This window comes from Microbacterium hominis NBRC 15708 (assembly GCF_001592125.1).
GTDB lineage: Bacteria > Actinomycetota > Actinomycetes > Actinomycetales > Microbacteriaceae > Microbacterium > Microbacterium hominis.
Window position 1 is genome coordinate 121520 of record NZ_BCWI01000006.1, and the last position, 22925, is coordinate 144444.

Below are 22925 nucleotides of genomic sequence, written 5' to 3' on the forward strand. Positions count from 1 at the left end.
CTCAGAGCTCCTGGGCGAAGTTGCCCTGCAGGCGAACGAAGGTGCGGTGACAGAAGACGAGGAGGACGAGCCCGATCCCGAGCGCGACGAGGAGGCGCAGCATGAGTTCGCCGGGCCACACGTGCGCTTCACCGGCGACCCAGAACGCGCGCTGGAATCCGAGGACGGCGAGCGTCAGCGGGTTGTTGGTGTACACCTCGAGGAGCAGCGGGCTCGAGATCAGGTTGCGCACCATCTCCCACGAGTACACGACCGGGCTCGCCCAGAACAGCAGCATCGTCACGACCTCGACGAGGTACTGCGTGTCGCGCAGGTACACGTTGACCGCGCTGAACAGCAGCCCGAACGCGGTCGCGTAGACGACGAGGACCAGGAGAGCGGGGAAGAAGTAGAGGAACTGGAGGTGCAGCGGCGGCTTCGCCACGAGCAGGGTCGCGCCGAGGAGGATCACCAGCTGGATGCCGAAGTTGAACAACGCCGATCCGACGCTCGAGAGCGGGAAGATCTCTCGCGGCAGGTAGACCTTCTTCACCAGGCCGCCATTGTTCAGGATCGAGCTCGTCGCTCCGGTGATGATCTCCGTGAACAGTCCGATGGCCGACAGGCCGGCGAAGACGTACACGGCGAAATCGGGGATGCTCTTGGCCGCCTGGAGGAACTGCCCCATGACGACGAAGTAGATCGCGAGCTGGATGAGGGGCCGGGCGGTCGACCAGAAGAAGCCGAGGGTCGAGTCCTTGTAGCGGGCCTTGAGGTCGCGGCGAATGAGCAGACCGAGCATCTCACGCCGGGACAGCACGTTGCGCAGGGCTCCGACGGATGAGCGGCGGCCGTGGGATCCGCCGACCTCCTCGAGCGGCATCGCCGCGAGGCGGCGCATCCGCTCACCAGCATCCCGGTCTGAAGCAAACATCCTTGCGAGTCTACCTGGTGGGGCCTGTGCGCCAGCCTGAGAACGAGGCCGTCCGCGGGTCACTGTCCTTTGCTGGCGTAGAACGCTTCGACGCCGTCTTTGGCGGCTGCCCACCATGCTTCGTTGGTGCGGTACCAGTCGATCGTCGCGGCGAGCCCCGCTTCGAAGTCGCGGTACTGCGGCGTCCAGCCCAGCTCGGTGCGCAGCTTCGTGGAGTCGATCGCGTAGCGCAGGTCGTGGCCGGCACGGTCGGTCACGTGGCCGTAGGCGTCGGCGGGCTGACCCATGAGCTCGAGGATCAGCTCGACCACGGTCTTGTTGTCCTTCTCGCCGTCTGCGCCGATGAGGTACGTCTCGCCGATGACACCCTTGTCGAGGATCGTGAGCACGGCCGAGGAGTGGTCGTCGGCGTGGATCCAGTCGCGCACGTTCTCGCCCTTGCCGTACAGCTTCGGACGGATGCCGCGGATCACGTTCGTGATCTGGCGCGGGATGAACTTCTCGACGTGCTGGTACGGGCCGTAGTTGTTCGAGCAGTTGCTGATGGTCGCCTGCACGCCGAAGGAGCGCACCCAGGCGCGCACGAGGAGGTCGGAGCCCGCCTTCGTCGACGAGTACGGCGACGAGGGGTTGTAGGGGGTGTTCTCGGTGAACCGTTCCGGGTCGTCCAGCTCGAGGTCCCCGTACACCTCATCGGTCGAGATGTGATGCACGCGCGTCCCGTGCTTACGCGCGGCCTCCAGCAGCGTGTACGTGCCGATGATGTTCGTGTCCAGGAACGGACGCGGATCGTTCAGGCTGTTGTCGTTGTGCGATTCCGCGGCGTAGTGGACGACCGCATCCGCCCCGGCGAACAGGTCGTCGACCAGCGCCGCATCGGCGATGTCGCCCTCCACGAAAGAGAAGCGGTCCGCCGGCAGGCCCGCCAGCGACGCCAGGTTGCCCGCGTAGGTGAGCTTGTCCAGGACCGTGACGTGATCGTCGGTGTGCGCGATCACGTGGTGGACGAAGTTCGAACCGATGAAACCGGCACCACCGGTGACCAGGAGTTTGCGCGCCATCAGAGTCCTCGTTCCAGAATGCTGAGCAGGTAGGTGCCGTAGCCCGATTTCACGAGCTTCTGCGCCCGCTCGTTCAACTGCGCGTCGGACAGGAACCCCTGCCGCCACGCGACCTCCTCCGGCACCCCGATCCGCAAACCGGTGCGGCGCTCGATCGTCCGCACGTAGTCCGCGGCATCCGTCATCTGGTCGAAGGTACCCGTGTCCAGCCACGCGGTTCCGCGCGGCAGCACCTCCACCTGCAGCTTTCCCGCCTCCAGGTAGGCCTTGTTGATGTCGGTGATCTCGTACTCGCCGCGCGCCGACGGCCGCAGGTTCCGGGCGATGTCCACGACGTCGTTGTCGTAGAAGTAGAGACCCGGTACCGCGTAGTTGCTGCGCGGCGCGACGGGCTTCTCCTCCAACGAGACGGCTCTGCCTTCGGCGTCGAACTCGACGACACCGTACGCGGAGGGCTCGGCGACCCAGTAGGCGAAGACGGCGCCGCCGTCGACGTCCGTGTACCGCTTGAGCTGCGTGCCCAGTCCGGGGCCGTAGAGGAGGTTGTCGCCGAGGACGAGCGCGACCTTGTCGGTGCCGATGAAGTCGGCGCCGATCGTGAACGCCTGGGCGAGGCCGTCGGGCGACGGCTGCTGAGCGAAGGAGATGTTCACCCCGAACTGGGAACCGTCGCCCAGGAGCCGCTCGAAGAAGGGCGCGTCATGGGGGGTGGTCACGACGAGGATGTCCCGGATGCCCGCGAGCATCAGCGTCGACAGCGGGTAGTAGACCATCGGCTTGTCGTACACAGGAACCAGCTGCTTCGACACCCCGAGGGTGATGGGGTGCAGCCGGGTGCCGGAGCCGCCCGCCAGGATAATGCCCTTCATGGTCTCCCATCCTGCCAGACGGCGGTCGTCTCTCTCCGCAGAACGTGCGGACGCGGCGCGCGTCGGTGTTCTTCCAGGCCGCACGATTAGTGTGGATGGGATCCGCGAGAATCGAGCGGACACGACTCCCGAGGACTTCACCCCGTGACCTGGCTTTTGCTCGCTGTTGCCGTGCTCGCTGCCCTCGCCGTCCTCGCCGTCGTCGGCGGCGTGCTCTCCTGGGCGGTGGGCCTGCGCGGACTGTGGGCGTGTGCCGCGGCTCCGGCATTCGCCCTGACGGCGATCGCGCTCGCCTCCGTCACCGCGCCGTGGGTCGGGTTGGTCTGGTCGCCCGTCCCCCTCATCCTGCTCACTGCGATTCTGGCCGTTGCACTGACGCTGATCCGCCGGAGGTGGGTGCGACCGTCGACGGAGGCGGGGGGTTCGCGCCCCGACTTCTGGGTGCTGGCCGCGATCGTGCTGGGCAGCGGCTTTCTCGTCTGGCGGGTCTGCGTCGCGATCGGGGAGCCGACCAACTTCTCGCAGACCTTCGACAACATCTTCCATCTCAACGGTGTCCGATATGTCCTGGACACGGGAAACGCTTCGTCGTTCAACCTCGGACGGATGACGAACCCGGGGGGCACGCTGCCGTTCTATCCGGCGGCGTGGCACGCTCTCGTCTCGCTCGTGATCACGCTGACCGGTGTGGCCATCCCGATCGGCGTGAACGCCGTCACCCTGGTCGTCTCGGCCGTCATCTGGCCGCTCGGCGCCCTCCTGCTCACCCGCACGCTCCTGGGGACGGGGCGGGTGCTGTCTGTCGCCGCGGTGGTCGCCGCCGTGGGGGTGCCCGCCTTCCCCTTCCTGCTGATGGACTACGGCGTCCTCTTCCCCTTCCAGCTGGGTCTCGCTCTCGTGCCGGTGGCGCTCGCGGCGGCCGTGCAGGCGCTCGGCTTCGGTGCGCGGACGACGATGCCGCGGACCTGGTGGTCGCTCATTTTCCTCGGCACGCTCCCGGGGCTGTCACTGGCGCACCCCGGTGCGTTCGTCGTCGTCCTGGCGCTGACCCTGCCCATGGTCACCCTCTTCGCGTGGCGGCTCTTCCGGCGGACCGCGGGGCGTCGGCGCATCCTGGTCGTGCTCGGCTTCGTGGCCTATGCAGGCGTCGGTCTCCTGCTGCTCAAGGTGCTGCGACCGCCGGCAGACGCCCGTGGATGGCCCCCGACGCTGTCGATCCCGGATGCCGTCGGCCAAGTGCTGACGGCATCGATGTGGTACGCGTCGCCCTCCGTCGTCGTGGCGGTCGCGGTGCTCGCCGGGATCGTCGCCACGGCCGTGTCGCGCCGTCCGGAGGCTTTCGTCGCGCTGTCGATGTACGTGGTCGCGGCCGGGCTGTTCGTCGTGGTCTCATCGTTCACCTATCAACCGCTGCGAGACGTCCTCACAGGGAGCTGGTACAACAACATCCCGCGTCTCGCCGCGATCGTTCCGATGACGATGGTGCCGCTGGCGGCCCTCGGAACGGAGTGGGTCTGGAGGATGCTCAAGCGGCCGGCCGATGCCTCGGGGGTGCGCGTCGGACGCGCCGTGCGCGCCGTGGGGAGCGTGGCGGGCGTCGCCGCGATCGCCCTGGTCCTCACGGGCCCCGTCGCGACGGTCTCGTCCTTCGTCAACACCGTGTACCGCATCGCGCCCGACTCCCTGCTGATCAGTTCGGACGAGTACGCGCTTCTCGAGCGGCTCGGCGACCGGGTGCCGGAGGGGGCGGTGATCGCAGGAAACCCCTGGACCGGCACCGCGCTCGCCTACGCGCTCGCGGGGCGTCAGGTGCTGCAGCCGCACACACTGTCCGAGGTGTCCCCGGACATCCGCACGATCCAGGACGGTCTCCGTTCGGCTCGCGCGGGCGACGCCGTCTGCGCGGCCCTCGATCGCACGCACACGCGCTTCGTGCTGGATTTCGGTACCCGCGAGATCCTTCCGGGAACGCACAGCTACCCCGGGTTCGAGGATCTCGCCACGTCGCCCGCGGTGCGTCTGGTCGACGAGCAAGGTGACGCGCGTCTCTACGAGATCGTGGCGTGCGAGGGACAGGAGGGCCCGTGAGGTCCGTGGATAGAATCGCGGGTATGGGCTCGACCGAGGGACGCGTGCTCGTCATTGTGCCGGCATGGAATGAAGCTCGAAGCGTCGGCCCCACCGTGCGCGAGATCCGCGCGAGCGACACGTCGTTCGATGTTGCCGTCATCGATGACGGGTCGACCGACGACACGGCCGCGCAGGCGCGAGCCGCGGGAGCGACGGTGCTGACTCTTCCCTTCAACCTCGGGGTGGGCGGTGCGATGCGCACCGGCTTCACCTACGCGCAGCGCCGGGGCTACGCGCGCGCCATTCAGGTCGACGCCGACGGGCAGCACAATCCCGCCGACATCGCCCGGGTGCTGCAGGGACTGGAGCACGCGGACATCTCCATCGGCGCGCGGTTCGCCGACGTCGGTGACTACCAGGTGCGCGGCCCGCGGCGCTGGGCGATGATCGTCCTCGCGCGCGTCGTGTCCGGGGTGGCGAAGACCCGACTCACGGACGTCACGAGCGGTTTCCGTGCCGCGAACGCGCGCGCCATCGATCAATACGTGAAGTACTACCCCGCGGAGTACCTCGGCGACACGCTCGACTCGCTGGTGGCGGCCTGTCACGCGGGGCTGACGGTCACGCAGGTGCCCGTCGCCATGAGGCCCCGAGCTCATGGAACTCCGAGCCAGGGGCCCATCGGGGCCAGCATGTACCTGTTGCGGTCGGTGTTCGCGCTCGCGTTGGCGATCACACGCCGTCCGTCGCCGACGCGAGGTCGTCCCGTCGGGGAGGCTGCGGCATGATCGTGCTCGTCGGGATCGTCCTCGCCGTCCTCATCCTCGTCATCGTGGTGTGGATGCTGCTCGCTCGTCGTCTGCGTGAGAAGTATGCGGCGATGTGGCTGGTGATCGGTTTCGCCGTCCTCATCCTCGGCGTCTTCCCCCAGCTGCTCCTGGGGCTTGCGGGCGTGCTCGGAGTCCAGGTGCCGGCGAACCTCATCTTCGCGCTCGGCATCGTCCTTCTCCTCGGTGTCTCGCTCCACCTGTCGTGGGAGCTGTCTCAGGCCGAGGACGAGATCCGTCGGCTCGCCGAGGAAGCCGCCATCGCCCGCGCCGAGATCCAGGGCCTCGCCGCGCGCCTCGCTCTCCTCGAGCGTGAACGCGCCGACCTCGGGACACGGGGCGACGGGTCGGCCGCCGCGGCGAGGGACGACGAATCACCCGGTCCGGGTGATCGTCGGGGTCTCGACGGCTCGACTACTTGAGGAGCTTCCGGCGAGCCATCTCCTCGAGCGACTGCTCGTAGGCGTCGTCCGTCGTCGGTTCGGCACGAACCCAGTCGACGAAGCGGCGGACACCGTCGGCGAAGGGCACGGACGGTGTGAAACCGAGTCGGTCTCGTAGAGCGCTCGTGTCGGCCACGTTGTGGCGGATGTCGCCGAGTCGGTAGTTCCCGGACACCCGCACCGGCACCTCCGTGCCGAACGCGGAGAACAGGGCCTGAACGACGTCGATCACGGTCGTCGCCACCCCGGAGCCGACGTTGTAGACGCCTCCGGCCGCGTCGGCGTGCGTGGCGGCGAGGAAGGTCGCCTCCACGACGTCGTCGATGTACACGAAGTCGCGGCTCTCCGCACCGTCCTCGAAGATGTTGATCTCCTTGCCCTGCCTGATAAGGGTCGAGAAGATCGAGAGGATGCCGGTGTAGGGGTTGGTCAGTGACTGGCCGGGGCCGTACACGTTCTGATAGCGCACCGACACCGGCTCGATCCCGAGCGTGGGCGCGACGGTCATGACCAGCGATTCCTGCATCTGCTTCGTGATGCCGTACACGCTCGACGGGTGCAGACGCGCGTTCTCGTCCGTCGGGACCATGCGCAGAGGACCTTCGCCGGCCAGGTGCACCTCGAAGTCGCCCGCCGCCATATCGGCCTCGGCGCGGTGCGGCGGATAGACCACGCGCCCGTCCTGTGTCAGGTACGAGCCCTCGCCGTACACCGAGCGGGACGAGGCGATGACGATGCGCCGCACATCGTGCGGTTCGTTGGCGAGAAGGTCGAGGAGTTTCGCGGTCCCGCCGACGTTGGCGTCGACGTAGCGGTCGATCTCGTACATCGACTGTCCGGTGCCGGTCTCCGCGGCGAGGTGGACCACGATCGTCGCGCCGCGCAGAGCGTCGCGCAGATCCTCGATCGAGGTGACCGATCCACGGCGAACCTCCGCGACACCGTCCAGCGAGCGCAGCAGCGGTGAGGTGGTCTCCGGATCCGGCCCGTGCACCTGCTCGATGAGCGAGTCGAGCACGGTGACCGTGCACCCGGCCCGCACGAAGGAGCGTGCCAGATGCGAGCCGATGAAACCGGCGCCGCCGGTGATGAGGACGTGGTCGGGCATGTGTGGTTCTCCTGGGCGAGGACGGATGCCGCCGAGCGGCGCGGGAGCGGGCGTCGGCTCGATACGCGAACACGTGCGCGAGTCTCGATTGTATCGTCACCGCTGAATCGTCACCGCATCGCGGGCCCGACCCCTCCCTGCCCGTTCGCGAGGCGGCGAGATGCCGCCGGCTACGCGAAGACGTGGCGAAGGTAGCGCCGTGCCTGTGAACCTCGTCCGCGGGCGAGCGCCGCCGCGGCCGACACGAGGGCATTCAGCCGCGGGATGAGTCGCGCCCGTGCGGTCCGCGCGGCGCCGTGCCATCCCCGTGCGGCGAACCGGCGCGCATACGCGTCGAGCAGCATCGCCTCCTGGGTGAAGCGCACATCCCCGTGCGTCCCCGCCGCGGACGCCGACGCCGCGTGCCGCCGATATCGGAACACCAGGTCGTCGGCGATGAGCATCCGCCCGCCGTCCAGCGCGATGTCCAGCAGCAGGGAGAGGTCCAGAGCGATCGCGAACGTGGTGTCGAACCCGATCCGCCGTGCCGTCGAGGTGCGCCAGAGGAGGGACGGGAAGTAGGCCCAATCCGCCCGCGCGAGACTCTTGGCCATCGCTTCTCCCTCGATGACAACGGATGCGCCGCGCGTACGCGGGCGCAGCACCGCCTTCACGACGTCGCCCAGGGGTCGGCTCGGCCGGCCGCCGGCATCGATGACCTCCACGCCGAGCTGGATGATGTCGACACCGGGATGAGCGTGCAGCTGTCGTGACATCGTTTCCAGGTACCCGGGCAGCATGATGTCGTCGCCGCCCATCATGACGAACCAGTCCGCCTCCGCGAGCTCCAGACAGCGCGAGAAGTTGCCGGCGACGCCGAGGTTGTGGTCGTTGCGCACGTACTCGATGCGCGGGTCGCCCAGCGACAACAACCAGTCGCGCGGTTCCAGGGAGGGGTAGTGGTCGTCGACGCACAGGAGGCGGAAGTCGCCGTGCGATTGGGCGAGGACGCTGCGCACCGCTTCTTCGAACTGATCCGACGGCCCGTAGAACGGCAGCAGGATGTCGAACTCAGCCACGGCGGGACCTCGCCGGGGGGTGTCCGGTCCGTCCGCGACGGCCGTCGCGCCACCCGCGCCACGCATCGAGCACATCCGGGCGGCGGCCGTGCAGCACGCGGAAGGCGCTCTCCTCGGCGACGCGGCGCGCCACGCCCAGCGCCGAGCGCCACCCGGGAATGCCGGCGCGGCGTGCGAAGAGCACCATGTTGCGGATGCCGAGATACATCGGATGCGCGCCGGGATCCTGGGCGGCGAGCGCCGACGGCACCACGACGGTCTGGCGTCCCGCACGCCGCATCCGCCATGCCGTGTCGACGTCTTCGAAGTAGAGGAAGTAGCGCTCGTCGAGCCAGTCGATGAGATCGAGCGCATCGGTCCTGTACATGACGATCGCGCCGTCCACCCAGTCCACCGGGTAGGGCGCGTCCGCGGCCGGAGCCACGGTGTTCCATGCCCGCCCGTTGCGCGTGAGCCGCCCGCCCGCCGAGAAGACGGTCGACGGGTTCGACGCCCGGCGCAGCAACGGTCCTGCGGCGCCGACCGCCGGCGAGGCCGCCGCGACCAGCAGTTCGGCCGCCAGCTCCGGCGAGAACTCCGCGTCGTGCGTGAGAACGAGCAGCCGAGCGATGTCGGCGGCACGCACGAACGGGCGAGATTCGTTGACCGCCGCGGAGTAGCCGGGATTGTCCGGTCGTCGGATGAGGTGCGTGCGCAGGGCCAGAGGGCTCTCGCGGAGCACGTCCTCGTCGAGGTCGCCGGCGTTGTCGACGACGATGACGAGCTCGGGCGGGACCGTCTGCTCCGCCAGCTTCGCCAGCACCGAACGCAGGAGATCAGGGCGTCGGTAGCTGATGACAATCGTCGCGTACTGTTCCATAAAGTGGTCGCTGTCAGAGCGCGTCGTGGGAGAGGTGAAGCGTGGTTTCGGAGTCGAGCGAGGCGCAGCCTCCGCGTCTTGCGAGCTTGACGAAGTATATCCCGTACCCGGGTATCGCCCATGCGGGAGGCCGCTACGTCGGTGCGCATTACCGCGCCCTCGCGTCGGAGTGGGCGATCGATGCGACCGCTCCGCTGACGACGGACAACGCGGACGCGTCTCGACGCGTCGAGGACGTCGCATCGGTGGCTCTGATGCGCGGCCGTGGACTGTTCGCCGGAGGCCGGCTGAAGCCCGTCGCCGACGTCGAGGCCGCCTGGGCGGGAAGCGCGGTCACGCGAAACGTGCGCAACGAGTTCCGCCGACCGGATGCCGCGGTGTGGGATCGGCTGCACCGGGCCGACGTCATCGAGTTCCAGTGGTCGGAGATGTTCGCCCTCGCCGAGCCGGTACGGCGCCGGATGCCGGACGGATTCCTGGTGGGGATCGCGCACGACGTGATCACGCAGCGCTGGGAGCGCGCCGCAGCGGCCGCACGAGCTCCGCTGAGCAGTGCGTACCGGGTCGCAGCCGCCCGCAGCAGAGGCCGCGAGCAGCGGTCGCTGGCGCAGCTCGACGTCGTGATCGTCTTCAGTCAGAAGGACGCCGATCTGGCCCGCGAGCTCTCACCGGGCACTCCCGTGGAGGTCGTTCTCCCGGGCCTGGGGCCGGAAGGGACCGCTCCGGCCCGCGCGCCGCACGCGGCGGAGCCGATCGTGCTGTTCACCGGGGCGCTCAACCGCGCGGACAATCACAACGGCATCGAGTGGTTCCTGCAACGGGTGTGGCCCGCGGTGCTGCGTGCCGTGCCGTCTGCGCGGCTCGTCGTCGCGGGCGCGCACGCCCGGCCGGGGCTCGAGCGCATGGTCGCGCGCGCGGATCGAGCAGCGCTCACGGGGTATCTCGAGTCCCTCGAGCCGTCCTATGCCGAGGCGTCGGTCTTCATCGCCCCGCTGTTCACCGGCGCCGGCGTGAAGTTCAAGACGATCGACGCGATGGTGCGGGGAGTGCCCGTCGTGGCGACGCCCGTCGGCGCGGAGGGCATCGGCGACGCGGACCTGTTCGCCGGGCTGACGGACGATGCCGACGAGTTCGCCGCCTCCGTCGTGGGCGCCCTCGCAGCGGACGGCTCGGCCCGCACCCGTCGCGCGCAGCAGTGGGCGGAGAGCCGCTACGGAGTGACCGCGTTCGACCGACGCCTCCGCGGCCTGTACGCAGGGTTCCCACGAACACGCTGATCTACGATGAAAATCCCGCTCCTTTCCAGTGAGAGCGGCCGAGGAGTCCTGTGTCCCACTTCGTCATCGCCGTCATCCCCGTGTTCCACGCGCCGCCGGCCCTCGCTGCTCGCGTGACCGCCCTCCGGGAGCAGGTCGATGCGGTCGTCCTCGTGGATGACGGGACCCATTCGACGGCGGCGCTCGGCCTCGAGCTCCCCTCGTTGCACATCGTCGAGATCGCCGAGAACTCGGGCATCGGCAACGCTCTGAACGAGGGGGTGCAGCGCGCACGCGAGCTCGGTGCCACCCACGTGCTCACCCTCGATCAGGACTCGTCCGCCCCCGACGGGTACGTCGAGGGCGCACTGCGCATCCTCGCGGCATCAGCGGCGTCCGGGGTGGAGGTCGCGGCCGTCGTGCCCGAGTTCGTCGGCGGCCAGCGCGTCCTGCTCCGTGACGGGTTCGCTTTCGATCCGATCCAGGCCGGCCAGCTGATCCCGATGTCGGTCCTCGACGAGGTCGGACCGTACCGCTCCGATCTGTTCATCGACGCGGTCGACTCCGAGTTCTCCATCCGGGCCGAAGAGCACGGCCTGCACTTCGTGGTGGCGGCGGGTGCGCAGATCGCCCACGAACTGGGTGAGCTGGTGCCCCTGACGGTCTTCGGCCGTCACCTCGTGATCGCCGGGAAGCCCCGACACGTCCTGTACCACGCTCCGTTCCGCACCTATTACATGGTGCGCAACAGCACCATCCTCGTCCGCGTGTTCGGTCGTCGCCGCCGGCGCTGGATGCTGTTCCGCACCCGCAAGATGGCGGAGATGGTCGTCGGATGCGTCGTGCTGTCACCGGATCGCGGCGCGCAGTGGCGGGCTGCCGTGGCGGGGCTCTCGGACGGGCTGCGCGGCGTGACGGGTCGCATCAGCGAGGAGCGGCTGCGTGCCATCCGGGGGAGCCGGCGACGCCCATGAGGCGCCTGTTCCGCCACGAGCTGCTGCGCCGGAGCGCTCTGTTCTCCCTCTCGATCGTCGCTTCGACGCTCGTCGGGGTCTTCTCGCTACCCATCCTGATCGCCACGGTCGGCGCCGAGCAGTGGGGGCATCTCGCCGTCATGCAGGCCATCACCCAGTTCGCGTCGGTGATCGTCGCCTTCGGCTGGGGGGCGACGGGCCCGAGCATGGTGTCGGCCATCGCACCCCGGGAGCGCAAAGCGGTGTTCATGCAGTCGCTCTCCGTCCGCGGGACGCTGTTCGCGGTGGTGCTCCTGCCCACCGTGATCCTCTGCGCTCAGCTCACGGGCCAGTCGTGGACCAATGCGGTGCTCGCCGCCGGAACCTACACGTTCGCCGGACTGAGTGCCGCCTGGTACTTCGTGGGCACGAATCGGCCGATCCCGCTCTTCCTCCTCGACGCGACGCCCTCCATCGTGGGCCAGGTGCTCGGCCTGTTCGCCGTCTCGATCACCGGAGAGCTGACCGCGTACCTCGCGTGCACGGCGGCGCTGACCGTCGTCGGAGTGGCGGCATCCGTGGTCTACGTCGTCACCCGTCCTCAGGACGGCCCGCGTCGGGCCGCGCACCCGACTCCGTGGCGCGAGATCCTGCGCTCCCAGTCCGCAGGAGTGTCGAGCACGATCTCGGCCAGCATGTGGACGGCTGCGCCGACGGTGCTCGTTCAGGCCTTCGCGCCCGCCGCCGTTCCGGTCTTCGCCATGATCGATCGGCTGATGAAGTACGGAGTCCTCGCCCTCGCCCCGATCCTGCAGGCCATCCAGGGGTGGGTGCCGGAATCCGGGCGAGCGACCGTGGGCGCCCGAGCGGTGACCGGAGTGAAGGTCGCAACCGGAGTCGGCCTCCTCGGGGGTGTGGCGCTGGCGGTGCTGTCGACCCCGGTGTCGTCGCTGCTGAGTCTGGGCGAAGCCGTGGTGCCGTGGACGGTCGCCGTCATCGCCGGCGCCGCCTTCGCCTTCGAATGCGTGGCTCAGATCGCCGGTCTCTCGGGCCTCGTCGCGCTCGGAGGCTCTCGCCAGCTGGCGCTCTCGTCGATCGCGTCCGCGGTGGTCGGCATCCCCGTCATCGCGGCGCTGGTGATCTGGCTCGGACTCTACGGTGCCATCCTCGGCATCCTGATCGTCGCCGCGGCGCTCGCCGTCTATCGGGCGGTGCACGTCCGACGTTACGCAAGACGGTACGTCTGACCTCACCGGTCGGCTCGGTACCCTGGGAAAGTGAGCGCCATCGCGCTCGGGATTGGATGTCATGGATCTTCTCATCGTCGGCTCGGGCTTCTTCGGACTCACGATCGCCGAGCGGGCCGCGGCCGCGGGCCGCAAGGTCGTGGTGATCGATCGCCGCCACCACATCGGTGGCAACGCCTACAGCGAGGACGAAGCGCTGACCGGCATCGAGGTGCACCGCTACGGCGCGCACCTGTTCCACACCTCGAACGCGACCGTGTGGGAGTACGTGAACCGGTTCACGACGTTCACCGACTACGTCCACCGCGTGTACACCACTCACAAGGGCGTCGTCTTCCCCCTCCCGATCAATCTGGGCACGATCAACCAGTTCTTCCAGGCGGCCTACACGCCCGATGAGGCGCGTGCGCTCGTGCACGAGCTGGCGGGGGAGTTCGACCCGAAATCCGCCCAGAACCTCGAGGAGCGCGGCATCGGCCTGATCGGACGCCCGCTCTACGAAGCCTTCATCCGGGACTACACCGCCAAGCAGTGGCAGACCGATCCGAAGGAGTTGCCGGCAGAGATCATCAGCCGCCTGCCCGTGCGATACACCTACGACAACCGCTACTTCAACGACACCTGGGAAGGCCTGCCGACCGATGGCTACACGGCGTGGCTCGAGAGGATGGCGGACCACCCCAACATCGAGGTGAAGCTGTCGACGGATTACTTCGACGAGTCGCAGCCGTTGAACAAGAAGTCGACCGTCGGTCAGGTCCCCGTCGTCTACACCGGCCCGGTCGATCGGTACTTCGACTACGCGGAGGGCGAGCTGTCGTGGCGGACGCTCGACTTCGAGGAGGAAGTGCTCGATATCGGCGACTTCCAGGGCACGAGCGTCATGAATTACGCCGATGCGGACGTGCCCTACACGCGCATCCATGAGTTCAAGCACTTCCACCCGGAGCGTGCCGACCGCTACCCGACGGACAAGACCGTCATCATGCGAGAGTTCTCCCGCTTCGCGACGCGCGACGACGAGCCGTACTACCCGGTGAACACCCCGGACGATCGTGCCGGTCTTCTCGCCTATCGCGAACTCGCGAAGGGTGAGCGCGACGTCCATTTCGGCGGGCGACTCGGCACTTACCAGTACCTCGACATGCACATGGCGATCGGGGCCGCGCTCTCCCTCTGGAACAACCACCTCGCCTGACGGCGATGGCGCCTGTCGCCCCGAGCGAGCGACCCGGGCTCAGCGGCCCGCGTCGCCGTCGAGGTCGAACGTCCGGCGCCAGGCCGACTCCGCGGTCAGCTCCGGCAGCGCTCGGCGGTACTCGTCGGACAGTCGGTCCCATCGCCGACGCAACGTGCGGTGCAGGCGGATGCTGTCGATGAGCATCCGACGGAACTGCGCACGATCGCGGGTGTAGACGTTCTTGCCCGACCCGTCCGCGGCGTTGACCAGGGCGCTGTCGAAGAGCGGGACGCGCCACCAGTGGGCGTCGTCCTTGCCGAACTCGACCTCGGGCTGCGCCACGTTCTCGGGGCGGGGTGCACGGAGCCAGTGCGCCGCAAGAGTGGATGCCGTGAACCATCGCAGCCGCAGGCCCGTGGGGCTGTCGATCTGATGGCGCTTGCGCTGCGGGAATACCAGCCGCCCGCGCCGCGACCGCAGGGGCGTGTCCGTCTCCCGGTGCACGACGGTCTCGGGGAACCCCGACGACAGTGCGCGGGCTTCCGGCATCGCGGTCGCGAGGGTGGCCCTCATGTGCGCGGGACCGGACAGGACGTCACGCAGTGCCCGGTGGCGCAGGGCCACGGGGTAGTACTGCATCATCATGAGGTGCTTGAGGTCCAGCCGGCGGCTGTGCTTCATCAGGGTGCCCCCCTGCGGTGCACGAGAGTGCAGCAGCCCGGCGACGATGCGGTTGCGCGCGTGGAAGTACGCCTGCCAGTCGATGGAGTCGTCCTTGCCCACCCACGACACATGCCAGAGGGCGACGCCCGGCACGGAGACCGTGGGGAAACCCGCCTCGCGCGCGCGCAGTGAATACTCGGCGTCGTCCCACTTGATGAACGCCGGGAGGGCGAGCCCGACCTCACGGATGACGTCGGTCGGGATCAGACACATCCACCACCCGTTGTAGTCCGCATCGAGGCGCGAGTGCAGCGACGGCGACTGGCGGAGATTCGCGACGGAGAAGTCATGGGGCATCCGCTCCTGGTTGAGGGTGCGCCACATGAACGGCATGTCGTCCACGACCTCCGCCCACGCGTGCAGTTTGGGGCGGTCGAGCAGATCGAACATGTGGGCGCCGACGATCGTCGGAATCGTGGCGAACCGCGCGAACATGATGGATCGCCGGATCGACTCCGGTTCGATGCGGACGTCGTCGTCCAGCAGCTGCACGAAGTCGCTCTCCGGCCGCTGAAGGGTCTCCGTCATCGCCCGGGCGAAGCCTCCGGAACCGCCGAGGTTCGGCTGCGTCACGATCTGCAGCGTGTCGCCGAGCGTGCGGGCGACGTCGTCGTAGCCGGGCTCCGCCGAGACGAGCCGATCGCCTTGATCGATCACGAACACGCGGTCCAACAGGGGAAGGACCTCGGGACTCGCCGCCAGCGCGCGCAGGGTTCCGATGCAGTAATCGGGCTTGTTGTAGGTCGTGATGCCGATGCTCGCCTTGCCCTGGCGACGCGGCTCCGTCTCGGTCGACCACGTGGCGCCTTCGAACGTCGCCGACTTCTCATCCGCGGCGACGTCGAACCAGATCCAGCCCCCGTCGCTGTACTGATTGAGTGTGAGCTCGAACGTCGTGGTGGCCTGGCCCTCCACTTCGCGCGTGTCGATCCGCTGGCGCACACCGCTGCCGGTCGAGCGGTACACGAGGATCGTGGCCGGACCGGTGGTGCGCACCGTGAGCGTCACGGCGCGCACCGTCGTCCAGTGCTGCCAGTACGACGCGGGGAACGCGTTGAAGTAGGTGCCGAAGGAGACGCGCCGCCCGGCGACGATGCGCGCCGTCGTGCGGCCCAGGATGTTGCCGAGCTGGGCACGGCTGGACACCCGCACGGGCTCCTCGTCGATGGAGGTCCAGGTCTCGGGGTCCACGTAGAGCGGAAGCAGATCGGGGTCGCGCTCGGTCGGGAGGACGGTGTTCTGCAGGATGTGGGCCACGAGAGTCTCCGAGCGTTGCGAGCGATGAAGGGGAGTTCAGGATGCCGCGGGTGCCGCGACCAGCGGCGGCATCGGCTTCCACTCCGCATCCCGCGCGATCTTCCTGCCGTCGCGCAGCCCGCGGAACAGGTTCGAGGTCCCCCGGACGGTGCGCTCCACGAAGAGGAGCCGGATCAGCTCCTTGCCGAACGTCAGCGCGGTGCCGACGCCGAACAGCACCGGGTTGTAGACCCCGAGGCTGCGGTAGTAGCGCTGGATGATGGCGCGGTTGCGCATGATGTAGTAGCGGTACGCGTTGCTCGACGCGTTCATGTGTCGGATGCCCATGTCCCACTGCTTGATCTCGCGGGTGCGGCGGAGCACGAACTCGTTGACGATGACCGACGTCGTCACCCGCGACGCGAGCCAACCGTAGGTCTGGTCGTCCCAGTAGATGAAGAAGCGCGGGTCGGGCAGGCCGATCCGCTCGACGATGTCGCGGTGGATGAACATGCCCTCGAAGCAGCCGGAGTTCATCTCCTTGTAGCCGGAGTCGTCGAAGCGGCTGGGCGCGAACGGGATCGGGATGGCCAGCGGCTCGGCCACGCGGTACTGCCAGTAGAACTCGCTGCCGTCGAAGTCGTAGCGCCGCCCCTGGATCGACTTGAAGCGCGGCGCCCACGCCCCCATCCTCGCCAGGCCGTCGGGCAGCACCTCGACGTCGTCGTCCATGAGCCAGATCCAGGTCGATCCGAGCTCGTACGCGACGCGCATCCCCTCGCTGAACCCGCCCGAGCCGCCGGTGTTCTCGTCGAGCCGGCGGTACACGAGCTCGGTGCCCAGGCGATCGCGGAACGACTCGACGACCGCGGTGGTGTCGTCGGTCGACGCATTGTCGACGATGACGACATGGCCCGGTTTCGGGTCCATCGCGGTGATGCTCTCGAGCAGCCTCGTCAGCAGTCCGGAACGGTTGAAGGTGACGATCGCGATCGTCGCGCTGGCGGGCGTGAACGTGTCGTTCGGGGCCGCGTCGTGGCGCGAAGGAATGGAGGCCATGGCCTCACGAGTCTACCCCGGTGCGCCCCGCGTCCCCTGTGCGGGACGGCGCAGGCTCACTCGCGTGCGCACGCTCACCTCCTAGACTCGGACGCGTGACCACCGCCGTCGTCGGCGCCGCCGGCTCTCCGCGGCGTTACCTGCACTCGCTGTGGCTGCTGTCGGCGCGCGACCTGCGCGTGCGCTACGCGACGAGTGCCCTCGGCTACCTGTGGTCGGTGCTGGATCCGCTCGTGATGAGCGCGATCTACTGGTTCGTCTTCACCCAGGTGTTCCAACGCGGAGACATCGGCGCCCAGCCCTACATCGTGTTCCTCCTGTCGGGCCTGCTGCCGTGGGTGTGGTTCAACGCGGCGGTCGGCGACCTCACCCGCGCCTTCAACAAGGACGCGCGCCTCGTGCGCTCGACCGCGATCCCGCGTTCGATCTGGGTCAACCGCATCGTGCTCAGCAAGGGCGTCGAGTTCGTCTTCTCGCTGCCCGTGCTCGTGCTGTTCGCGGTCTTCTCGGGGGTGACCGTGGGCTGGGGGCTGCTCCTGTTCCCGGTGGCCGTCGCGCTGCAGGCGATCCTGCTGGTCGGGCTCGGTCTGCTCGTCGCGCCGCTGTGCGTCCTCTGGGGCGACCTGGAGCGCACGACCCGGCTGATCCTGCGGGCCCTGTTCTACGCCTCGCCGATCATCTACGGCGTGAACGACCTTCCCGGGATCTTCCGCGACCTGGCGCTGCTCAACCCGCTGTCGGGCATCTTCACCCTGTACCGCGTGGGCCTGTTCCCCGGCGAGGCGGACGTCACGGCCGTGCTGGTCGCGGCCGTCGTCAGCCTCGGCATCCTCGCCCTCGGCGTCGTCGTCTTCCGGCGCCTGGAGCCCGCCGTGCTGAAGGAGCTGTGATGGGCGAGGACATCGCGATCCGCGTCGACGGCCTGGGGGTGCGCTTCCGCCGCAACCGCCGCGGTCGCCGCAGCCTGAAGGACCTCTTCGCGGGCTCGGCGCGGCGCAGCCGGCCGGGCGAGTTCTGGGCCCTGCGGGGCGTGTCCTTCGACGTTCGCCGCGGCGAGGCGATCGGTGTCGTCGGCCGCAACGGTCAGGGCAAGTCCACGCTCCTCAAGCTCGTCGCCGGGGTCCTGCTCCCCGACGAGGGGTCCGTCCGGGTCGAGGGGGGAGTGGCGCCGCTCATCGAGATCACCGGCGGGTTCGTGGGCGATCTCACCGTGCGGGAGAACGTGCGGCTGATGGCCGGGCTGCACGGCATGTCGAAGGCGGAGACCTCCCGCCGCTTCGACGACATCATCGCCTTCGCCGAGATCGGCGACTTCGTCGACATGCCCTACAAACACCTCTCGAACGGCATGAAGGTGCGGCTGGCATTCTCGGTGGTGTCGCAGCTGGACGAGCCCACGCTCCTCGTGGACGAGGTGCTCGCCGTCGGCGACAAGGCGTTCCGGGAGAAGTGCTACCGCCGCATCGACGAGCTCCTCGCCGAGGGGCGGACGCTCTTCTTCGTCAGCCACAACGAGCGGGACCTGCGTCGGTTCTGCACGCGCGGCCTCTACCTCGACAACGGCGTTCTCGTGATGGATGCCGCGATCGGCGACGTCCTCGACGCGTACAACGCCGACCACGCGGGGTGAGCTACCCTCCCTCGGGCAGCCCCGACGTGGGCACGGCGCCGACGCGCAGCCGGTCGCGCCACGACCGCGACTGTCCCGCGCGCACGGCGCACAGGCACAGGAGCATCCACCCGAAGCCGACGAGCGCGACGGACTCGAAGATGCTCGTGACCGCCAGCGTCACCACGATCAGCGGCGTCCAGGCGTGCATGATCGACCGGCGCCGGCTGGCGACGCTCCACGATCTCACGAGCGCCACGCCGCCGAGCAGGCACAGCAGCAGCCCGCCGACCCAGCCGAGCTGCACCAGCGCGTCGACGTAGGCGTTCAGGGCGCTGGAGTGGTGCTCGGCCAGCAGCTGATTGATGGTCAGGAACGGCTGGCCGGAGCGGTCCCACGGCCCGAACCAGCCCCACCCCAGCACGGGACGCAGCTGCACGAAGAACTCCGCGAGCGACCACAGGCGCGTGCGCATGTCGAGGTCGTCGGTCGCTCCCAGGGCATCGAGCAGGCGCGTGCGCTGCGCGTATCCGACGAGCGCGGCCACCACGACGACGATCGCCAGCGACCACTGCACGGCGGCGCGCCGGGCGGGCGGCACGGTGCGCACCAGCGTGAGCGCCCCGGTGGCCGCACCGACCGCGACGGCCAGCACGAGCACCGTGGGGGAGGCCGAGAGGATGCCGAGCGCGGCGGCGAGGGCGAGCGATCCGACGCCGACACCGGTGCGCACCGAATGCGTGCGCAGCTCCACGGCGAAGGTGACCATCGCGACGACCGCCACGAAGCCGAGCATGTTGCGGGTGCCGAAGATCCCCTGCACCGGCCCGAGCGCGGCGATGTTTCCCTGGATGCCGAGGAAACGCAGCGGCATGTCGAGCAGGAGCCCCGAGAGGATCTCGAGGCCGAGCGACAGGCCGAGCGCGACGCGCAGGACGTCGCCGAGCGCGCGGACCGTCTGGAGCGGGTCGCGCACGTGGCCGATCGTCACCGCGATCAGCGCGATCGCCGCCATCGCGAGCCAGCGGGCGAGGCTGCCGAGCGGGTCGGTGCTCCAGAAGACGCTCGCGAACGCCCAGGTGACCCACAGCAGCAGCGTGAGGGGGACCAGGCGCAGCGGCGTCAGCTCCTCGCGACGGGCGATGAGGATGCCGATCGCGAGGGCGCACAGCCCGGCGATGATGCTGCGGAGGGTGACGACGCCGGCGAGCCGTGCGATCAGGTGCGAACCGACCAGGGTGGCGACGGCGGCGAGCGTGTACGCCCGCGCCAGATCCGCCGAGGCGAGCATGCGCTGCAGGGGGCTGCCGGCGCCGAGCAGCGACCCGTCGCCGCGCCCGGCGCGCGTCATCGCGGCATCCGCTCCGGCTCGCCCTGTTCGCCGACCAGTCGCTGCTCGGAGGCGCCTCGGCCGAGCAGCGGCGCCTGTTTGATCTTGAAGGCGAGCATGACGACGAACAGCCAGCCCCAGCCGAGGAGCGGCCCCGACTCGGCCAGGCCCTGCACCAGCAGCACCGCGCCGACGAGGGTCGGCAGGAGAGTGACCGGGGAGTAGGGGCGGTCGGCGACGAGATCCCAGCGCGGGCGGTCGACGGCGAAGAACCACGACCGCCATACGTAGGCGAAGAAGGTCAGGGCGATGAGGGCGAGCCCGACGGCGCCGAGCTGGAAGAACACGTCGAGCCACATGTTGTGGGCCTGCATCACGGTCTGGCCGTGGTCGACGATCCATCCGTCGAACGCGGGGTCGTCGGGCAGCCAGGGCGTGGCGAAGCCCCAGCCCACGACGGGGCGCTCGACGGCCTTCGCCCCGACGATCGACCAGATGCCCTCCCGGCCGGTCAGGTCGGACGAGCGGCCCAGCACCGAGAACACCCGTTCGCGGCCGAGCCAGAGCGCGACCAGTCCGCCGACGGCCACGACGGCGTAGACGAGGTAGTAGCGTGTGCGCTCGCCGGCGCGGCGGGTGGTGCGCATCGCGAGCACGGTGAGCAGGACCACCACGACCGCGCCGGCGGCGAGCCAGGCGGTCGCCGATCCCGCGCGCACGAACAGGTAGGCCGCGAGGGCGAACCAGGCGACGAGCAGCGAGCGCCGGGGGGCGCGCGTGGCGAAGCGGATCGCGAACACGATCATGCCGAGCAGGGCGACGTAGGCGAGGGGGTTGGCGTTGCCGAAGACGCCCTGGATGCGGCCCCCGTCGAAGAGGTTGTCGCGCGACCAGTAGACGATCGGATCGGCGACCGGCCCGTCGGGCCGCACGAACTGCGGCAGGATCGGGCCGCCCCAGACGAGCGAGACCCAGAGCTCGAACACGATCGACAGCCCCAGCACCCATTTCAGGGCCGACGCGATCGCGCGGACGAGTTCGCGCCAGGTGAGCACGGCGCCGACGAACATCGCCTGCAGCGTCGTGATCAGCAGGAGCAGCAGGGTGACGGCCGTCGTGGTCGGATGCGCGCTCCACAGGAGCGAGGCGATCGCCCAGATGACGTAGCCCATCGCGAACCACGGGAGCCGGCGCCACTGCACGGGCGGGCGGAGCAGGGCCCACAGCACCGCGGAGACCACTCCGGTCGCGATCGCCACGACCGCCGCGCCGGGCGCCCCGAGCAGCATCAGCCACGACGTGCCCGCGAGCGCCGCGGCGATCACGAAAATGCACCAGCCCCGCAGCAGCAGATGGGCCGTCGTCGCGCGCACCGGCGCGGTCGGCGGCGCGGCGACGGGGTGCGTGGTGAAGACGGCCATGGTGTGATCAGGCTATCGCGGCGGCGGTTCTAGGCTGGGGGCATGCTGACGCCGATCTCCAACGAGCCGCGCGACTACTCCTGGGGCTCCACGACGCTGATCGCGGGACTGGAGGGGCGTCCGCCGACGGGGGCTCCGGAGGCCGAGATCTGGTACGGCGACCACCCCGGCTGCCCGTCGCGGACGCCGGACGGACGCACGCTCGACGTCGCCCTCTCCGAGGCCGGGCGCCCGCCGTTGCCGTTCCTGCTGAAACTGCTGGCCGCGGCATCCTCGCTGTCGATCCAGGCGCACCCCACGCGGGACCAGGCGCGGGAGGGCTTCGCGCGGGAGGAGGGCGCCGGCGTCCCGCGCGACGCACCGGAGCGTCTGTACCGCGACGACAACCACAAGCCCGAGATCATCGTCGCGCTGAGCGAGCGCTTCCGCGCCCTCGTGGGACTGCGTCCGCTCGCCGAGACCCGACGGCTGCTGGACGCCCTGGACGCGCCTTCGGCGAGCGGCGCCGTCGCCGAGATCCGCGAACGGCTCGGCGACGCCGACACCGGCGTCGACGCCCGGTCCGCGCTGCGGGGCACGCTCGCGTGGGCCCTCGACGAGGCGGATGCTGCGATCGTCGCCGACCTGACCGCCGCCCTCGGCCGTGCCGACAGCGCCGAGTTCTCCGACGAGATCGCTGTGCTGCGTGCGGCCGCCGCGGATTTCCCGGGAGATCCCGGTCTGATCGTCGCCCTCCTCATGAACCTCGTCACGCTGCGGCGCGGGGAGGGGCTGTTCGCGCCCGCCGGCGTCCTGCACGCCTACCAGTCGGGTCTCGGCGTCGAGCTGATGGCCGCGAGCGACAACGTCATGCGCGGCGGTCTGACCCCTAAGCACGTCGACGTGCCCGAACTGATGCGCGTCGTGGACGTCACCCCCGGACCCGCCCCCGTCGTGCACCCCCGCGCCGTCGGCGACGGCGTGGTCGACTACGACACACCGGTCGACGACTTCGCCCTGTCCTGCGTGAGCGTCGCCCCCGGCGCCGACGCACGCCTGACGCTGCGTGGCCCCGCGATCGCGCTGTGCACGCGGGGCGAGGTCGTCGTCTCGGCATCCGGCCATGAGGTCGCCCTCCGCCCCGGGGCCGCCGTGCACGTCGCCGACGAAGGGGTCATCGCCGTCGCCGGATCCGGTGAGATCTTCCTCGCTCAGCCGGGGGCGTGAGCCCGCGACATCGCGCGCGACACGCCGATGCGTCGAGATGAAGGTTCAATCCCTCATTGAGGGTTTACGATCTGCGACTTGACCACGGCGAATGACAAGGGTGTAATTATTCCCAACACGCGCATCGGCGCATCGGGAAAACGTGGGGAGAACGATATGACGGGTTACCGCTCCGGCGTCCCCGACAACTGGTTCGTCGACCCGGTCAATCTCGGCGTGCCGGGCGTGCGCCGGGCCGCGGCGACCGGCGAGGACACCGCCCTCGCCTGGCAGGCCGACGCCCTGTGCGCCCAGACCGATCCCGAGGCGTTCTTCCCGGAGAAGGGCGGCTCGACGCGAGACGCCAAACGCATCTGCACCTCGTGCGACGTGCGCGGGGAGTGCCTCGAGTACGCCCTGCAGAACGATGAGCGCTTCGGTATCTGGGGTGGGCTGAGCGAGCGCGAGCGCCGCAAGCTCAAGCGCCGCGCCTGACGAGTTCCCGAGACTCGCGGGCG

At 69.4% G+C, this 22925-nt stretch carries 21 protein-coding genes; 11 read left to right on the top strand and 10 right to left on the bottom strand.

The genetic code is table 11. The features are described 5' to 3' along the window. Window position 1: 1 nt before the first annotated feature. Genes MHO01S_RS07080 through rfbA form a run of 3 tightly spaced genes read right to left on the bottom strand, consistent with a single transcriptional unit; the run spans window position 2 to window position 2843 of the window. Entirely contained in the window at window positions 2-913 is a 912-nt protein-coding gene (locus MHO01S_RS07080) for an ABC transporter permease (protein ID WP_082734293.1), read from the bottom strand. Window positions 914-972: 59 nt separating this feature from the next. Continuing rightward, a complete protein-coding gene (gene rfbB / locus MHO01S_RS07085; RefSeq protein WP_060960945.1) occupies window positions 973-1974 on the bottom strand; it encodes a dTDP-glucose 4,6-dehydratase in 1002 nt (333 codons plus the stop codon). Beyond that, window positions 1974-2843, bottom strand: a complete 870-nt coding sequence (gene rfbA / locus MHO01S_RS07090) for a glucose-1-phosphate thymidylyltransferase RfbA (protein WP_060960944.1) — start codon at window positions 2841-2843, stop codon at window positions 1974-1976. Before rfbA ends, rfbB begins: the two co-directional genes overlap by 1 nt. 144 nt (window positions 2844-2987) lie before the next feature. On the opposite strand from rfbA, the gene MHO01S_RS07095 reads away from it, so the two are divergent. From MHO01S_RS07095 to MHO01S_RS07105, 3 genes are read left to right on the top strand one after another with little or no spacing between them, the layout of a single operon-like run. After that, window positions 2988-4931, top strand: a complete 1944-nt coding sequence (locus MHO01S_RS07095; RefSeq protein ID WP_157553755.1) for a DUF6541 family protein — start codon at window positions 2988-2990, stop codon at window positions 4929-4931. Window positions 4932-4954: 23 nt separating this feature from the next. Further along, window positions 4955-5701 (top strand): glycosyltransferase family 2 protein, encoded by a 747-nt coding sequence (locus tag MHO01S_RS07100; RefSeq protein ID WP_060960942.1) that lies wholly within the window; start codon window positions 4955-4957, stop codon window positions 5699-5701. Further along, window positions 5698-6162 carry a DUF2304 domain-containing protein gene (locus MHO01S_RS07105; protein ID WP_060960941.1) on the top strand — a complete coding sequence of 155 codons (465 nt, stop codon included), beginning with the start codon at window positions 5698-5700 and terminating at the stop codon, window positions 6160-6162. Before MHO01S_RS07100 ends, MHO01S_RS07105 begins: the two co-directional genes overlap by 4 nt. Here MHO01S_RS07105 and MHO01S_RS07110 read toward each other — a convergent pair. The 3 genes from MHO01S_RS07110 to MHO01S_RS07120 form a co-directional block, all read right to left on the bottom strand. Continuing rightward, window positions 6155-7291, bottom strand: coding sequence for an NAD-dependent epimerase/dehydratase family protein (locus MHO01S_RS07110; protein ID WP_060960940.1), 1137 nt, complete (start codon window positions 7289-7291; stop codon window positions 6155-6157). The two genes, MHO01S_RS07105 and MHO01S_RS07110, sit on opposite strands and share 8 nt — an antisense overlap. A gap of 170 nt (window positions 7292-7461) precedes the next feature. Next, window positions 7462-8349, bottom strand: a complete 888-nt coding sequence (locus tag MHO01S_RS07115; RefSeq protein WP_060961034.1) for a glycosyltransferase family 2 protein — start codon at window positions 8347-8349, stop codon at window positions 7462-7464. After that, window positions 8342-9208 carry a glycosyltransferase family 2 protein gene (locus MHO01S_RS07120; protein ID WP_060960939.1) on the bottom strand — a complete coding sequence of 289 codons (867 nt, stop codon included), beginning with the start codon at window positions 9206-9208 and terminating at the stop codon, window positions 8342-8344. Before MHO01S_RS07120 ends, MHO01S_RS07115 begins: the two co-directional genes overlap by 8 nt. A gap of 86 nt (window positions 9209-9294) precedes the next feature. On the opposite strand from MHO01S_RS07120, the gene MHO01S_RS07125 reads away from it, so the two are divergent. From MHO01S_RS07125 to glf, 4 genes are all read left to right on the top strand, one after another. Beyond that, entirely contained in the window at window positions 9295-10485 is a 1191-nt protein-coding gene (locus MHO01S_RS07125; protein ID WP_060960938.1) for a glycosyltransferase family 4 protein, read from the top strand. A 50-nt stretch (window positions 10486-10535) separates the two neighbouring features. Next, the gene (locus MHO01S_RS07130; RefSeq protein ID WP_060960937.1) at window positions 10536-11438 is read left to right on the top strand and encodes a glycosyltransferase; all 903 of its coding nucleotides are present in this window, start codon (window positions 10536-10538) and stop codon (window positions 11436-11438) included. Continuing rightward, entirely contained in the window at window positions 11435-12664 is a 1230-nt protein-coding gene (locus tag MHO01S_RS07135) for a lipopolysaccharide biosynthesis protein (RefSeq protein ID WP_060960936.1), read from the top strand. The genes MHO01S_RS07130 and MHO01S_RS07135 overlap by 4 nt, the downstream gene beginning before the upstream one ends. Window positions 12665-12725: 61 nt before the next feature. Beyond that, window positions 12726-13862 carry a UDP-galactopyranose mutase gene (glf, locus tag MHO01S_RS07140; protein ID WP_060960935.1) on the top strand — a complete coding sequence of 379 codons (1137 nt, stop codon included), beginning with the start codon at window positions 12726-12728 and terminating at the stop codon, window positions 13860-13862. Window positions 13863-13901: 39 nt separating this feature from the next. Here glf and MHO01S_RS07145 read toward each other — a convergent pair whose 3' ends face one another. Further along, window positions 13902-15824: a glycosyltransferase gene (locus MHO01S_RS07145; protein ID WP_060960934.1), complete on the bottom strand. Its 1923-nt coding sequence runs from the start codon at window positions 15822-15824 to the stop codon at window positions 13902-13904. 36 nt (window positions 15825-15860) lie between these two features. Beyond that, window positions 15861-16862, bottom strand: a complete 1002-nt coding sequence (locus MHO01S_RS07150) for a glycosyltransferase family 2 protein (protein ID WP_060960933.1) — start codon at window positions 16860-16862, stop codon at window positions 15861-15863. Window positions 16863-16957: 95 nt separating this feature from the next. Between MHO01S_RS07150 and MHO01S_RS07155 the strand changes: the two genes are divergently transcribed. Together MHO01S_RS07155 and MHO01S_RS07160 are read left to right on the top strand one after the other, a co-directional pair. Continuing rightward, a complete protein-coding gene (locus tag MHO01S_RS07155; protein WP_060960932.1) occupies window positions 16958-17752 on the top strand; it encodes an ABC transporter permease in 795 nt (264 codons plus the stop codon). Beyond that, on the top strand, window positions 17752-18492 hold the full coding sequence (locus MHO01S_RS07160) for an ABC transporter ATP-binding protein (protein ID WP_060960931.1): 741 nt from the start codon (window positions 17752-17754) through the stop codon (window positions 18490-18492). The genes MHO01S_RS07155 and MHO01S_RS07160 overlap by 1 nt, the downstream gene beginning before the upstream one ends. Before the next feature lies 1 nt (window position 18493). Here MHO01S_RS07160 and MHO01S_RS07165 read toward each other — a convergent pair whose 3' ends face one another. Both MHO01S_RS07165 and MHO01S_RS07170 read right to left on the bottom strand, forming a co-directional pair. After that, entirely contained in the window at window positions 18494-19822 is a 1329-nt protein-coding gene (locus MHO01S_RS07165; RefSeq protein ID WP_061782063.1) for an O-antigen ligase family protein, read from the bottom strand. Beyond that, complete coding sequence (locus MHO01S_RS07170; RefSeq protein ID WP_060960929.1) at window positions 19819-21222, bottom strand: O-antigen ligase family protein; 1404 nt, start codon at window positions 21220-21222, stop codon at window positions 19819-19821. The genes MHO01S_RS07165 and MHO01S_RS07170 overlap by 4 nt, the downstream gene beginning before the upstream one ends. Window positions 21223-21264: 42 nt before the next feature. Here MHO01S_RS07170 and manA point away from each other — a divergent pair, with 42 nt between their 5' ends. Beyond that, entirely contained in the window at window positions 21265-22428 is a 1164-nt protein-coding gene (manA, locus tag MHO01S_RS07175) for a mannose-6-phosphate isomerase, class I (protein WP_061782064.1), read from the top strand. 156 nt (window positions 22429-22584) lie between these two features. Further along, window positions 22585-22902: a WhiB family transcriptional regulator gene (locus MHO01S_RS07180; RefSeq protein WP_082734289.1), complete on the top strand. Its 318-nt coding sequence runs from the start codon at window positions 22585-22587 to the stop codon at window positions 22900-22902. Window positions 22903-22925 lie beyond the last annotated feature (23 nt).

Coding starts and splice junctions, on each gene's coding strand:
- MHO01S_RS07080 (WP_082734293.1), bottom strand. CDS start 913: ATGTTTGCTTCAGACCGGGATGCTGGTGAGCGGATGCGCCGCCTCGCG.
- rfbB (WP_060960945.1), bottom strand. CDS start 1,974: ATGGCGCGCAAACTCCTGGTCACCGGTGGTGCCGGTTTCATCGGTTCG.
- rfbA (WP_060960944.1), bottom strand. CDS start 2,843: ATGAAGGGCATTATCCTGGCGGGCGGCTCCGGCACCCGGCTGCACCCC.
- MHO01S_RS07100 (WP_060960942.1), top strand. CDS start 4,955: ATGGGCTCGACCGAGGGACGCGTGCTCGTCATTGTGCCGGCATGGAAT.
- MHO01S_RS07105 (WP_060960941.1), top strand. CDS start 5,698: ATGATCGTGCTCGTCGGGATCGTCCTCGCCGTCCTCATCCTCGTCATC.
- MHO01S_RS07110 (WP_060960940.1), bottom strand. CDS start 7,291: ATGCCCGACCACGTCCTCATCACCGGCGGCGCCGGTTTCATCGGCTCG.
- MHO01S_RS07120 (WP_060960939.1), bottom strand. CDS start 9,208: ATGGAACAGTACGCGACGATTGTCATCAGCTACCGACGCCCTGATCTC.
- MHO01S_RS07135 (WP_060960936.1), top strand. CDS start 11,435: ATGAGGCGCCTGTTCCGCCACGAGCTGCTGCGCCGGAGCGCTCTGTTC.
- glf (WP_060960935.1), top strand. CDS start 12,726: ATGGATCTTCTCATCGTCGGCTCGGGCTTCTTCGGACTCACGATCGCC.
- MHO01S_RS07150 (WP_060960933.1), bottom strand. CDS start 16,862: ATGGCCTCCATTCCTTCGCGCCACGACGCGGCCCCGAACGACACGTTC.
- MHO01S_RS07160 (WP_060960931.1), top strand. CDS start 17,752: ATGGGCGAGGACATCGCGATCCGCGTCGACGGCCTGGGGGTGCGCTTC.
- MHO01S_RS07165 (WP_061782063.1), bottom strand. CDS start 19,822: ATGACGCGCGCCGGGCGCGGCGACGGGTCGCTGCTCGGCGCCGGCAGC.
- MHO01S_RS07170 (WP_060960929.1), bottom strand. CDS start 21,222: ATGGCCGTCTTCACCACGCACCCCGTCGCCGCGCCGCCGACCGCGCCG.
- manA (WP_061782064.1), top strand. CDS start 21,265: ATGCTGACGCCGATCTCCAACGAGCCGCGCGACTACTCCTGGGGCTCC.
- MHO01S_RS07180 (WP_082734289.1), top strand. CDS start 22,585: ATGACGGGTTACCGCTCCGGCGTCCCCGACAACTGGTTCGTCGACCCG.